This is a genomic window from Hominimerdicola alba, from assembly GCF_900109655.1.
GTDB classification, from domain to species: Bacteria; Bacillota; Clostridia; order Oscillospirales; family Ruminococcaceae; genus Hominimerdicola; species Hominimerdicola alba_B.
Window position 1 is genome coordinate 75,288 of sequence record NZ_FOAT01000003.1, and the last position, 14,563, is coordinate 89,850.

The following is a 14,563-nucleotide window of genomic DNA, read 5'->3' on the forward strand; positions in this document are numbered from 1 at the left end:
CGTTCCTCGTGTCGAGCCATCGGATAACAGTGACAGCGCCGGTTGTGGCTGATGCTGTCCGATAGCGGACGCGGCAATATTATCCGCCAAAAGAAAGAGCGTGGACGTTCGATCTGTCCACGCTCGTTTGTTTGTTAGCGGTGACTGCGTCGACCGCGTGCCGCTCCCTATTTGTTGTTTTCCGCAGGCTCGTTATTCGATGCTGCCTTATAGTCAACATTCCTGTTGCTCACCGTCAGCCTTCCTGAGCTGTTGTTTTTCCGGTTCTCCGCTGTATCACTGTCCGTAAATTCGACCCTGCTCTCCCATACTACATCATCACCGTTCTTTTTGCCGAAGAGGAATGTCATGCCATCGGGCGGCTCTGAAACCTTTTCATTGAACTCCACTCCGTACATCAGCAGAAGCTTTCCGCCACTGTACACCTCGTAGTTTGCAGTACAGAGGTAGCAAACGCGCTCGTCTTCGGACTTCACAACATACTCATAATTACTGTTTATCTCAACAGACGATATCTCAGGCGTTTTGTAATCCTCGTAGAAATTGACATTTTTTATCTCGTCAAAATCTGCTTTTTCCGATGCGGTAAGTTCAAAGGTGTACAGGAACTGTGTGCGTTCATTTCCGTTATCATCGATATTTCTCACAACAACGTCGCCGCAGGGTTCAACCGTGAAGTCATAATCTCCGTTTTCGGCAGCTGCACTTTGAATGACCGTATCCTCGCTGACTTGGGTATCTCTTTTCGTTTCATCGTTCAGCACGACCTCAATTTCAAGCTTGCCCCTGATATTTCCCGTCCTTTCGGTATCAATGGCGTTTATCAGCAGATATACGGTATCCTCGCGTGTGCTGTCGGAAACCAGCCTTGCATTCAGCAGCTCGATATCAGTATCGCACTTTGTTTTCAGCGTGCCTGTTATCCTGTCTATATGCAGCGTACAGTCCTTTGTTACGCTGTCGAAATACGCGTCCGCCCACAGATGACTGCCGTCGTTCTTAACTATCTTAACCACATAAAGCTGAGATGTTGCTCCGCCCCTTACGTAGGCTTCATCGAATATCGTCGTCATTATCTCGCCTTTAAGGTCTGTGTCTTTTCCGTTCCATGAGATGCTGCTCTCGATATCGGGCTTGACTTGTTCTATATTTTTATAAGTTCCCCTGACAAGATACTTAACAGTATCGTCAATTGTATCCTCCGTGACCCTTGCCGCAGCCTGTGCCGAATGCAGTACATCGCCGAAGAAACCGTCTGTCCATCTGCCTAGATCTGTATAGCCCTTGCAGGTCAGTGTACCGCGGGGCTGTACCGCAAAGTATTTCCTGCCGTTTACTTTCATATTGACATTCGTATCAAGGCACTCCTCGCCATTCAGTTCATCAAATCCCAGCACGACCATGTCACCGAACTCGGGAAGCTCCTTGTTTCCCGTAAGCACATCGCCGTACAGCGGCAGCTCGGTGCAGAATACGAAATTTCCGAACTGATACGTTTGTCTTGCAGCCACAAGGTATATAGTATCACTGTCCTTGAGTCTTTCGCAGTCAAGCACCGTCACGGATTCAGTCAGACCATACATCTCGTCCATCTTTTCTACCGAGTCTGCTATGTTTTTCGCCTGTTCTTCGATATCCTTTTCACTCTTTACAGCAGACGACCCCGAACTTCTGTCATTTCTTTTGTCTTTTAGGCTGATATCTTCGGAGATGCTGTCCTCACAACTGCTTTCAGCGGCTGTGTGTTCAACGGACGTATCGGTGCCTTTGTATCCATTAAGCAGCGGCACGACCACCATACCGATAACTGCCACTGCTGTTGCAGCAACGATCCCCGCCGACTGCCATTTTTTCAGCTTTGGCTTAAAGGCATCAGCCTCTGCCGCTTTAAGAGCCCTTCGCTGCCAGTCCTCGGGTGTCCTGACATTATCCAAAAATCTCATCTGTTTCATAACGTCCGCTCCCTTCCTGTTCAAGCTGACCTTTCAGCTTTTCTCTGCCGCGTTTCAGCTGTGAGCGCACGGTGGAAGGTCTTGTCTTCGTGACCTCGGCTATCTCATCAGCTGTAAGCTCTTCATAATAATAAAGGTATATCACATCTCTGTACTTCGGCGGAAGCTCCATCACCAGCTGCCATATCTCACTGTCGGCAGGCTGAACAGGTATGTCGCTCACCTCTTCCAAACTAAGGGTGTTCCTGCGCAGGCGATACCGCCACAAACTCCTGCACTCGTTCACCGTCACCCTAAGAAGCCATGCTTTCGGGTTCGGGATAACACCTTTTTTCAGTTCCTTGTACAGCTTGAAGAACACGTTCTGGTATACGTCCTCTGCATCGGACATATCCCCCGTGTGCATAACACACAGCCTCGTGACCATGTCGCTGTACTCTTTCAATAACTCTTCATAATCGCTAAGGATATCAGCCATGCGCCTCACCTCCCTCTCTGTATAATAAAACGCACGCACCCACCAAAATGTTGCATGGCTCTGAAAAAAATTTTTTATTGGATTGACATTAAAAATTGTTTTTGATATACTCTTTATTACCGATAAAACTATTCGACTATGGGAGGTTAAGTATGAACGACAAGGGACTTCGTGAACTGATCGAAAACGGCAGAGGAAACGAGAGCAACATCTGCCAGATATACGCATTTAAAGACGGCGAACCTGCTTTAAGTTTCTGCCGAAGCGGCTTTAAAGAAGACGATGCAATGCACGTTATGTCCGTGACCAAGGGCATTATGGCACTTCTTGAAGGCATCGCCGAAGACAATGGCTTTATCTCGGGAGCTGACTGCAAAGTTCTGGATCTCTTTCCCGATTACACTGTCAAGCGCGGCGAAAAGACCATTTATGATGTTACGCTGAAACATCTGCTGACCATGACTGCGCCTTACAAATACAGGAGCGAACCGTGGACGAAAATCTGCACCTCGGATGACTGGACGAAAGCCGCCCTCGACCTGCTTGGCGGACGTTCGGGCATCACAGGCGAGTTCAAATACGCCACCCTCGGCATACAGATACTTTCGGGGGTCATCGAAAAAGCCTCGGGAATGACTTGCCTTGAATTCGCCAACGAATACCTTTTCAAACCCCTTGGAATACAGGAGATAAGATCTCACGGTGCCAGTTCAAAGGAAGACCAGTTCGATTATCTGATGAACAAAGCACCCAGAAAACACGAGTGGTACACCGACCCTCATGGCACTGTGACCGCGGGCTGGGGTCTTACCCTCTCCGCTCGGGATATGGCCGGGATAGGTCAGATGGTGCTAAGCGGCGGTGAATACGAGGGCAAGCGTATTATATCTGAAGCCCGCATAAACGAGATAACTTCCCCAATGCAGAAGCTCCCCAAGACCTTCGGCAATATGTACTATGGATATCTATGGTATACTCCCCGCAAAGGCGACGGTGTCTGCGCCGCTATCGGTGATGGCGGAAACATGATATATGTAAACAGGGATAAGAATATCTCCGTCGGTGTGACGGGAACTTTCAAGCCGCGTATCTTCGACAGACTTGAATTTATCGAGAAAAATATCATCCCCATGACAGACTGATATACAAAAGCAGCTCTTTGAGTTTTCATCAAAGAGCTGCACTTTTTATACAGTTTAGCCGAGTACCTATCAGATGAACGACTCAGGCGCAGTGTGTGCGCTGCTCTCGTTCTTGACGATCTCAACCTTGTTGTAAACGTCCATACCTGTACCTGCGGGTATGAGCTTACCGATGATGACGTTCTCCTTAAGACCCTGGAGCTTATCGGTCTTGCCCCTGATAGCTGCGTCTGTAAGAGCCTTTGTAGTCTCCTGGAAGGACGCTGCGGACAGGAAGCTGTCGGAGTAGCTTGAAGCCTTGGTGATACCCTGGAGAACAGGCAGAGTTGTGATGAGTCTTGCGCTCTCGTCGCCAGCATCGATCTGCTGCTGTATCTCTTCGTTTATCCTGTCAACTTCGTACTTATCAACCAGCTCGCCGGGGAGTCTGTAGCTTGAACCCGGATCGTCGATCTTGACTTTTCTCATCATCTGGCGAACGATAACTTCGATATGCTTGTCGTTGATATCAACACCCTGCAGACGGTAAACCTTCTGAACTTCGGTGATGATGTAGTTCTGTACAGCCTTTTCGCCGTTAACAGCCAGTATATCAGCAGGGTTGATGGAACCCTCGGTGAGAGGCTCACCGGGTATAACTGTCTGACCGTCTCTAACCCTGATCTTGTAGCCGTAAGGTATAGGATAGGTCTCGAATGCGGGCTCGATGCGTCCGTCGGGAATGATATCCTCGGTTACGGTGATCTGCTTTGTCTTCTTGATCTCCTCGATGCGAACTACGCCGCCGATCTTGGAGATGATAGCTGCACCCTTGGGCTTTCTGGACTCGAACAGTTCCTCGACACGGGGAAGACCCTGTGTGATATCTTCTGCCGATGCGATACCACCGGTATGGAATGTTCTCATGGTCAGCTGTGTACCGGGCTCACCGATGGACTGTGCGGAGATAACGCCGACAGCTTCACCGACCTGAACAACGCTGCCGTTAGCCAGGTTTGCACCGTAGCACTTAGCGCAGACGCCGTTTCTAGCCTTACACTGCAGTACCGATCTGATCTGGATAGAGGTCTTGCCCTCTTCTTCCAGTGCTGCGACGATCTTGGCAGCGTCATGCTCGCTTATCAGCTTATCCTTGGAGCAGATCAGCTCGCCTGTCTTGGGATCCTTGAGGGATTCAACAAGGTATCTGCCCACAAGTCTCTCGCTGAGAGGCTCGATCATTTCGTTGCCGTTCTTGATATCGAATATCTCGATACCGATGGTAGTGCCGCAATCCTTGTGTCTGATGATAACGTCCTGAGAAACGTCAACAAGACGTCTTGTCAGGTAACCCGAGTCAGCGGTACGCAGAGCGGTATCAGCCAGACCCTTACGAGCACCTCGGGAGGAGATGAAGTATTCCAGTATGTTAAGACCTTCACGGTAGTTAGCTCTGATAGGCATCTCGATGGTAGAACCCGATGTATTGGCGATCAGACCACGCATACCTGCGAGCTGTCTTATCTGGTTTATCGAACCACGGGCACCGGAGTCCGCCATCATATGGATAGGATTGTGCTCGGTGTCGTAGCTTGCCTTCAGTGCATCTGTTACCTTGTCGGTAGCAGCGTTCCAGATCTCGATGAACTTCTTGGACTTCTCTTCTCTGGAGATATAACCTCTCTTGTACTGCTTATCTACCTTTTCTACCAGTGCGTCAGCTTCTGCAAGGATATCCTTCTTGGAAGCGGGGATATCAGCGTCGCATACCGCAACGGTGATGGCAGACTTGGTGGAGTACTTATAGCCCAGTGCCTTTATGTTATCAAGCACTTCGGAGGTAGTTGTAGTACCGTGTCTCTGTATACATCTGTCGATGATGTCGCCCAGCTGCTTCTTCTTAACGAGGAAGTTAACTTCCAGGTCGAACTGCTTCTCGGAGCTTGTTCTGTCAACATAGCCAAGATTCTGAGGAATGATGGAGTTGAAGATAAGTCTGCCGACGGTAGCATCGATGATCTTGGATACGGTCTTTTCGCCGATCTGACGGGTGATCCTTACCTTGATGGCAGCGTGGAGAGTTACATCGTGGTTATCATAAGCCATGATAGCCTCGTTGACATCTCTGAACACCTTGCCCTCACCGGGCTCGCCTGTCTTCTGGAGAGTCAGGTAGTAGGAACCCAGCAGCATATCCTGAGAAGGAACTGCCACAGGACGTCCGTCGGAAGGTTTCAGCAGGTTGTTGGCAGCCAGCATGAGGAATCTTGCCTCAGCCTGTGCCTCAACGGATATAGGCAGATGCACAGCCATCTGGTCGCCGTCGAAGTCGGCGTTGAACGCTGTACATACCAGAGGGTGCAGCTTGATAGCTCTGCCCTCAACGAGTATAGGCTCGAATGCCTGAATACCCAGTCTGTGCAGTGTAGGCGCACGGTTCAGCATTACAGGGTGACCCTGAATTACGTTCTCCAGAGCGTCCCAAACTTCGGGGCGTGCTCTCTCGACTGCTTTTCTTGCGCTCTTTATATTGATCTGAGGATTTGTGTCAACAAGTCTCTTCATAACGAAGGGCTTGAACAGCTCCAGAGCCATCTCCTTAGGCAGACCGCACTGATACATCTTCAGCTCAGGGCCTACGACGATAACGGAACGTCCGGAATAGTCAACACGCTTACCCAGCAGGTTCTGACGGAAACGTCCCTGCTTACCTTTAAGCATATCCGAAAGGGACTTGAATGCCCTGTTGTTCGGACCGGTAACGGGTCTGCCGTGTCTGCCGTTGTCTATCAGCGCGTCAACAGCCTCCTGGAGCATTCTCTTCTCGTTTCTCACGATGATATCGGGAGCTTCGAGTTCCAGCATTCTCTTGAGACGGTTGTTTCTGTTTATAACTCTTCTGTAGAGGTCGTTCAGGTCGGAGGTAGCATATCTGCCGCCGTCCAGCATAACCATAGGTCTGATATCGGGGGGGATAACGGGAACAACGTCCAGTATCATCCACTCAGGTCTGTTTCCTGATACCCTGAATGCCTCAACGATCTCAAGTCTCTTCAGCAGCTTGATCTTCTTCTGACCTGCGGGCAGCTCTTTCAGCTCCTCTTTCAGTTCTTCGGAAAGCTTGTCGAGGTCGATCTCCTCCAGCAGCTGCTTGATAGCCTCAGCACCCATGCCAGCCTTGAAATCGCTCTCGTCATACTTTACCAGCAGATCGTTATACTCCTGCTCGGTAAGCAGCTTGCCCTTTTCAAGATCGGTGTTGCCGGGGTCGATAACTACATACTTTGTGAAATAGAGCACTTCTTCAAGTCTCTTCTGAGAGATCTCCAGCATCTGTCCGATACGGGAGGGTGTGCCCTTGAAATACCAGATATGGGATACAGGTGCAGCCAGCTCGATGTGACCCATTCTCTCACGTCTTACCTTAGCCCTTGTTACCTCAACGCCGCAGCGTTCGCATATCTTGCCCTTGAAGCGTATCTTCTTATACTTACCGCAGTGACACTCCCAGTCCTTGTGCGGTCCGAATATCCTTTCGCAGAACAGACCGTCCTTTTCTGGTTTCTGTGTACGGTAGTTTATGGTTTCGGGTCTTGTTACCTCACCGTAAGACCATTCTCTGATCTTTTCGGGAGATGCCAGTCCGATCTTTATTGATTCAAATACATTAAAATCCAACAGCGATACCCCTTCCTTTATTTAGAAGTTGAAACCGGATCAAGAGACACCCTGTGCCTCTTGTCCTGTTTACCAATGATTAATTATTGTCGTACATGAACGTTTCCTGTTTTATTCAAACAGATCGTCCTCATCAACGTCACCGGTGTAGCTGTCGTGGAGATAATCGTCGTCTCCCTCGTCGCCGTCGCCGTAGTCGTAATCGTCGCTGCCGCTGCTGCCGTAATCGTCAAGATCACCGTGTTCGAGTTCGGAAGTACCGTCCTCGTCCTCAGCGCCGAAACCGTCGCCGAAGTCTTCGCTCTCAGCGGACATCTTGGTATTGTCATCAGCGTAGTGTGTAGGAATGAGATCGTCATCATCATCGAACTTCTGCTTGAGGTCGATCTCTTCGTTATTGATGTTGAGAACCTTGATATCAAGGCACAGGGACTGCAGTTCCTTGATAAGTACCTTGAACGCCTCGGGCACGCCGGGGTTAGGAACGTTCTGACCCTTAACGATAGCCTCGTAGGTCTTGACACGTCCGTTCAGGTCGTCCGACTTAACGGTCAGTATCTCCTGAAGAGTATAAGCTGCGCCGTAAGCTTCCAGAGCCCAAACTTCCATCTCACCGAAACGCTGTCCGCCGAACTGAGCCTTACCGCCGAGAGGCTGCTGTGTTACCAGTGAGTAAGGACCAACGGAACGTGCGTGTATCTTATCGTCAACGAGGTGGTGGAGCTTGAGGTAGTACATATAACCAACAGTAACGCGGTTATCGAACTTCTCACCTGTTCTTCCGTCGTATACGGTGAACTTACCGTCCTCGCTCATGCTCAGTGCACTGGGGTTGATGACCTCATCCATGGGGTGTATCTCGAAGTCGTCATCCTTGTGCTCGAGATAGTTCTGCTGAGCCATCTTGAAGCACTCACGGATATCAGCCTCGTGTGCGCCGTCGAATACAGGAGTCATTATCTTCCAGCCAAGTGCCTTTGCAGCCATACCCAGATGAACTTCAAGAACCTGACCGATATTCATACGCGAAGGCACGCCCAGGGGGTTCAGACAGATATCCAGAGGAGTACCGTCTTCCAGGAAAGGCATATCCTCCTGAGGAAGTATACGTGAAACGACACCCTTGTTACCGTGACGACCCGCCATCTTATCGCCGACAGAGATCTTTCTCTTCTGTGCGATGTAGCATCTTACCAGCATATTTACTCCGGGAGAAAGCTCATCGCAGTTATCCCTTGTAAATACTCTTACTTCTATAATAGTACCTGCTTCGCCGTGAGGTACCTTCAGGGAGTTATCCCTTACTTCTCTTGCCTTTTCACCGAAGATGGCTCTCAGCAGTCTTTCCTCGGCAGTCAGCTCGGTCTCGCCCTTAGGTGTTACCTTACCAACGAGGATATCGCCCGAGCGAACCTCAGCACCAATTCTGATGATACCGTTCTCGTCCAGATCCTTCAGAGCGTCATCGCCCACGTTGGGGATATCTCTTGTGATCTCCTCAGGTCCAAGCTTGGTATCTCTTGCTTCGGTCTCCAGGTCTTCGATGTGGATAGAGGTGTACTTATCCTGCTTTACAAGGTTCTCGTTCAGCAGAACGGCGTCCTCGTAGTTGTAACCTTCCCAGGTCATGAAGCCGATGAGTGCGTTCTTACCCAGTGAGAGCTCGCCGTTGGAAGTAGCGGGACCGTCACCGATTATCTGGTGAGCCTCGATGCGCTCGCCCTTGTCAACGATAGGTCTCTGGTTTGTGCAGGTACCTGCGTTGGATCTCTTGAACTTGGTCAGCTCGTAGGTGTGCATATTGCCGTCGTCCTCGCGGATAACGATCTTGTCAGCGTCAACACTCTCAACCACACCTGCCTTGGTGGATACCACTGCAACACCTGAGTCGATACAAGCCTTGTACTCCATACCTGTACCAACGATAGGAGATTCGGTCTTAAGCAGCGGCACAGCCTGCCTCTGCATGTTCGATCCCATCAGCGCACGGTTCGCATCATCGTTCTCCAGGAACGGGATACAAGCAGTAGCGACTGAAACGACCATCTTAGGAGATACGTCCATGAAGTCGATCTTGCTGTTCTCGATCTCAAGGATCTGATCTCTGTATCTGCCGTTTACCTTAGGTCTTGCGAACTTGTGGTCTTCGGTCAGGGGCTCGTTTGCCTGAGCTACCATGAAGTTGTCCTCGACATCGGCAGTCATATATACTACCTCGTCGGTAACAACGCCTGTCTCCTTGTCAACTCTTCTGTAAGGAGCCTCGATGAAGCCGTACTTGTTTATTCTAGCGAATGATGCCAGATAGGAGATCAGACCGATGTTAGGTCCTTCAGGAGTCTCGATAGGGCACATTCTGCCGTAGTGTGTATAGTGAACGTCACGAACCTCGAATCCGGCTCTGTCTCTCGACAGACCTCCGGGACCCAGGGCGGAAAGTCTTCTCTTGTGAGTCAGCTCAGCAAGGGGGTTGTTCTGATCCATGAACTGTGACAGAGGAGATGAACCGAAGAACTCTCTGATAGCCGCAGTGATGGGTCTTATATTTATCAGTGCAGTAGGAGTGATGACCTCGCTGTCCTGCGACTGGATATTCATTCTCTCACGGATAACTCTTTCCATTCTGGTGAAGCCGATGCGGAACTGGTTCTGCAGCAGCTCGCCTACGGAACGGATACGTCTGTTGCCCAGGTGGTCGATATCATCAACATCGCCAACGCCGTCGCACAGATTGAGGAAGTAGGAGATAGTAGCTACGATATCATCGATAACGATGTGCTTGGGAACCAGGTCATCGCCTCTGTTCCTGATCTCTTCCTTCAGCTCCTCGGGATCGTCGGTGCTCTCCAGTATCTCCTTGAGTACTGCAAAGCTTACCTTCTCGTTGATGCCGCACTCAGCAGGATCAAAGTCAACATAAGCCTGCATATCAACCATGCCGCTGCCTATGATCTTTACTTCCTTGTCCACCATTCTGGTGATGGTCTCGCCTGTGGGAGCAGTCTCGTACTCCTTTACCTCGACGGTAACATAAGCTTCCTTAACACCCGCAGTCTCGATCTCCATAGCCTTCTCGTAGCTGATGAGGTCGCCCTCTTCTGCCAGAACTTCGCCTGTCATGGGAGCTACGATGGGTCTTGTGATCTTATGGCCAACAAGTCTTGAGCCTACGCCCAGCTTCTTGTTGTACTTGTATCTGCCGAATCTCGACAGGTCATATCTCTTTGCATCGAAGAACAGATTGTTCAGATGTGTCTCAGAGGACTCTACCGTGGGAGGCTCGCCCGGACGGAGCTTCTGGTATACCTGCAGCAGAGCTTCCTCGCGGTTAGCGGTCTGATCCTTCTGCATTATGGTCTGGGTCAGTCTCTCGTCAACACCAAAAGTAGCCTCGATCTCCTCATTTGTACCAAAGCCGAGAGCACGGATAAATGTGGTTATCGGGATCTTTCTGTTCTTATCTATACGGACATAAACGACATCGTTCGAGTCCATTTCATACTCGAGCCATGCACCTCTGTTAGGTATAACGGTGGTCTTGAACAGATCCTTACCTGTCTTGTCCTTATCAAAGGCATAATAAACACCGGGAGAACGTACCAGCTGAGATACGATAACACGCTCTGCACCGTTGATAACGAAGGTACCGCTGTCGGTCATCTTAGGGAACTCACCCATAAAGACCTCTGACTCCTTGATCTCTCCTGTTTCGAGATTATTCAGTCTTGCGGTAACTCTCAGGGGAACAGCGTACGTTGCATCTCTTGCCTTGCACTCTGCGATCGTGTACTTTGAATTTTCATCAAAGCGGTATCCCACGAAAGTCAGCTCCAGATTACCGTTGTAATCTGTGATCGACGAAACATCTCTGAAAACCTCCTTGAGTCCCTCGTCCAGAAACCACTGATACGAGTTCTTCTGCACCTCGATGAGGTTAGGCATTTCCAGGACTTCGTTGATCTTGGCAAAGCTTTTTCTGGTATTCTTACCAAGTCTTACGTCCTTGACATTAACCATAGGCTCGATCACTCCTTAATTTATTTCGATAACTTTGTGAACGTTTTGTAAAACCGTGTTTTTCACCCTCTTGACACAGGGTGAGTAAGCACTTCACGAACGGGAACTTTGCCCTGTTTTTACCGCTTTTTGGCATTTTCACAGGCGTAATGTTCCATTATGATACAGTATAAAATTATATCACAGACTTTATCCAATGTCAAGGCTTTTTCATTGACTGCACCCCCACCCGACCCATTTTCGCCGCTTTTAACAAAAACCTTGACACTACGAGCCTCAAAGTTTTACAATGACAATTCATGCAAAATACGGTAAATTTTCTGTTAACATATCCATTTTCTGTAAATCACAAGCTTTTGATATTATTCTGTTGTCAAGATGCTGTATCAAAGATGTGTCCCCATACAGTACACACGCCGCTTTTTGTACCGTAGTTACAGCAAGCGACCGCCTGCGTCGTGCGCATGGAAGACTTTATATAAACGGTCATCGACCGATAAAAAAGGTATTCTTACCATCACCCATTTTGGGCGGAAAAGTTGTACGTTTTTGTACAACTCTTGCAGAAATATGTCCGAGTAAAATATAAAAACATTTGTTTGCACAAAATATGCGGTGTGGATCTATGGGATATCCACAACAAAAAATGCTCCGTTAAAACAAAAAAAAGAATAATGAATAATCAAAGGTTCCGCTTCACAGACGACTTTAAGATCATCGCCGCAGGCGATACCTTGACTATTCATTATTCACCATTCATTCTTCATTATTCATTTAGCAACAGCGCTATTACTCGTTCCAGTACTTTCTGTCAAGACTTCTGTACATCACCGTCTGCATAACGTGGGCTTCGGTTATCATTTCGCTGTTGTCCATATCAGCCACCGTCCGCGCCACTTTCATCATCTTGTCGTAGGCACGTCCCGAAAGACCCAGATTATCAAACACCTTTCCCAGAGTATTCCGCGCTTCATCTGTCATCTGACAGTATTCGTGCAGTCTGTCGGGAGTTATCCGCGCGTTGCAGGTGATGGAAGTCCCCTCAAATCTCGCTGTCTGGATATCTCTGGCTTTCTGCACACGTTCTCTTATCGCCGCCGAGGATTCCTCTTTCTGGGGCGATGACAGGTCGCCGTACTCAACGGGTTCTACTTCGATATGCACATCAAATCTGTCCAGCAGAGGTCCGCTTATCTTGTTGAGATAGTTCACCACCTGCTTGTGTGAGCATATGCATTTTCTTGTGGGGTGCCCGAAATATCCACAGGGACAGGGATTCATGGCGCCTATCAGCATAAAGGAACAGGGGTAGGTTATGGTGCCGAAAGCGCGGGATATTGTCACCTGCTGGTCTTCGATGGGCTGGCGCAGTATCTCCAGCGACGCGCGTGAAAATTCAGCCATTTCATCAAGGAACAGCAATCCGTTGTGTGCAAGGGATATCTCACCGGGCTTGGGTATGCTCCCGCCACCTGCAAGACCCGCTGTTGACACCGTATGATGAGGCGCACGGAAAGGTCTCACCGTTATAAGCGGTGCATTTTTATCGATATGCCCCGCCACCGAATGTATCTTCGTGGTCTCGATGGATTCCTCAAAGGTCATGGCAGGCAGTATCGAGGGCATACGCTTTGAAAGCATGGATTTTCCCGAGCCTGGAGAACCCACCATCAGCACGTTGTGACCTCCTGCCGCCGCAACTTCCAGTGCCCGCTTTGCAAAGCTCTGTCCGCAGACATCGGCAAAGTCCAGATTGCCGTAACAGCTGACTTTTTCGGGCTTGTAGGGCTGTGCGGGAACTATCTCCGCCTTGCCCGCCAGATGATATACCAGCTCACCAAGAGAACCCACGCCCATGCAGTCAATGCCCTCAACAACAGATGCTTCACGCAGATTATCGATAGGCACAAATATCCTGTCCATGCCCTTCTCTCTCGCAATTATGGTCATGGGCAGAACGCCCTGAACCGCCCGTATCTCGCCGTTCAGCGCTACTTCACCTATGAACACCGACTTCTGCATATACTCGTTGTCGGATATCCCCATTATCCTCAGCACAGATACCGCTATGGCAAGGTCATGCACCGCCCCTGTCTTTTTAACATCGGCGGGTGCGAGATTCACAAGCACCCTTGCTTCGGGGAAATTTATTCCGCTGCTTCGGAAAGCCGAGCGTATCCTCTCGCGGCTCTCCTTTACCGAGATATCAGCCATTCCCACGATATCAAAGGATTCAAGCCCCTCGGAGCTCTCTATCTCCACCGTCACGGGAAAAGCATTCAGCCCCAGCAGACCAAGGCTGTTTATCCGCGCATACATCAGCTTTCGCCCTCTGCTTTTTCGGGCATTATACCGTCATAGAAATCCAGTACGTCCCTGTATACCTCCTCTTTGTTGAGTTCATTAATGAGCTCGTGCTTTGCGCCGTTGTATATCTTCATCTCAGCGTCGCAGTCGTAAAGGCGGAGCTTGTTGTATACTTTCAGCACTCCCTTGCCGCAGTCGCCCACAGGGTCTTTACTGCCCGATATTATATAGGTAGGCAGTTCTTTCGGGTATTCCTCGAACCACTTGTTCCTGTTGACATAGTAGTTCACACCCACCAGATTTTCAAAGCCGTTCACCGTAAAGCTGAAATTGCAGTAGGGGTCGGCATAATATTTTTTCAGTTCTTCCTCGTCGCGGTTGAGCCAGTCGCCGCCCGATTTTGAATTGTATATGCCGTATTTTCCGAACATGGCTTTATCTGTAAGGGGCGGTCTGAATCTGCTGCCCTTGACTTTTCTTATGCCCTGCAAATAAAGCATCAGCTGAGGTTCAACACCCAGCAGCGCACCTGTGCCGCTGAAAATAACACCGTCCAGTTCATCGGGATATGAAGTTACATAAGCCCTGCCCAGCAGACTTCCCATGCTGTGGGCGAACATGAAGTAAGGCAGGTCGGGGTACTGCTTTTTCATTATTCTGGTGAGGCGGTGCATATCCGCCAGACAGTGCTGCCAGCCCTTGCGCTCGCTGATGAAACCTCTTTCATCGTTCTCGTTAGGGTCGATGACACCGTCCTTTTCCTCAGCCAGCTTAGCGGCAGTCATGCCGTGTCCCAGATGGTCATTTCCCACCACCAGATAGCCGTTATCGTTCAGCCATCTTGCAAAACCGCGGTAGCGGCGCACGTACTCGCACATACCGTGAACCAGCTGTATAACAGCCTTTGGCTGCAAGCCCTTTTTGGTGTATATCTCATAGTATATCTTCTTTCCCGTATCGCTGGACGGGAAATATTTTTTCTCGGTGATGTATTCGCTGTTTGACATAGT

Annotated in this window: 7 protein-coding genes; 1 reads left to right on the plus strand and 6 read right to left on the minus strand. The window is 49.6% G+C overall.

What is annotated here, in order from left to right; genetic code table 11:
• Window positions 1-167: 167 nt before the first annotated feature.
• Both BMY75_RS04450 and BMY75_RS04455 read right to left on the minus strand, forming a co-directional pair.
• A complete protein-coding gene (locus BMY75_RS04450) occupies window positions 168-1,952 on the minus strand; it encodes a hypothetical protein (RefSeq protein ID WP_074830324.1) in 1,785 nt (594 codons plus the stop codon).
• Entirely contained in the window at window positions 1,927-2,430 is a 504-nt protein-coding gene (locus BMY75_RS04455) for an RNA polymerase sigma factor (protein ID WP_074830326.1), read from the minus strand. The genes BMY75_RS04450 and BMY75_RS04455 overlap by 26 nt, the downstream gene beginning before the upstream one ends.
• Window positions 2,431-2,582: 152 nt before the next feature.
• Here BMY75_RS04455 and BMY75_RS04460 point away from each other — a divergent pair, with 152 nt between their 5' ends.
• On the plus strand, window positions 2,583-3,572 hold the full coding sequence (locus BMY75_RS04460) for a serine hydrolase domain-containing protein (RefSeq protein WP_074830330.1): 990 nt from the start codon (window positions 2,583-2,585) through the stop codon (window positions 3,570-3,572).
• A gap of 69 nt (window positions 3,573-3,641) precedes the next feature.
• Here the strand turns inward: BMY75_RS04460 and rpoC are convergent, their stop codons facing one another.
• The 4 genes from rpoC to BMY75_RS04480 all read right to left on the minus strand — a co-directional run bounded on the left by rpoC (window position 3,642) and on the right by BMY75_RS04480 (window position 14,560).
• A complete protein-coding gene (rpoC, locus tag BMY75_RS04465; RefSeq protein WP_074830333.1) occupies window positions 3,642-7,229 on the minus strand; it encodes a DNA-directed RNA polymerase subunit beta' in 3,588 nt (1,195 codons plus the stop codon).
• A 111-nt stretch (window positions 7,230-7,340) separates the two neighbouring features.
• Window positions 7,341-11,246: a DNA-directed RNA polymerase subunit beta gene (gene rpoB, locus BMY75_RS04470; protein WP_074830337.1), complete on the minus strand. Its 3,906-nt coding sequence runs from the start codon at window positions 11,244-11,246 to the stop codon at window positions 7,341-7,343.
• 789 nt (window positions 11,247-12,035) lie between these two features.
• Window positions 12,036-13,565: a YifB family Mg chelatase-like AAA ATPase gene (locus BMY75_RS04475; protein WP_074830340.1), complete on the minus strand. Its 1,530-nt coding sequence runs from the start codon at window positions 13,563-13,565 to the stop codon at window positions 12,036-12,038.
• A complete protein-coding gene (locus tag BMY75_RS04480; protein WP_074830344.1) occupies window positions 13,565-14,560 on the minus strand; it encodes an alpha/beta fold hydrolase in 996 nt (331 codons plus the stop codon). Before BMY75_RS04480 ends, BMY75_RS04475 begins: the two co-directional genes overlap by 1 nt.
• Window positions 14,561-14,563: the final 3 nt, after the last annotated feature.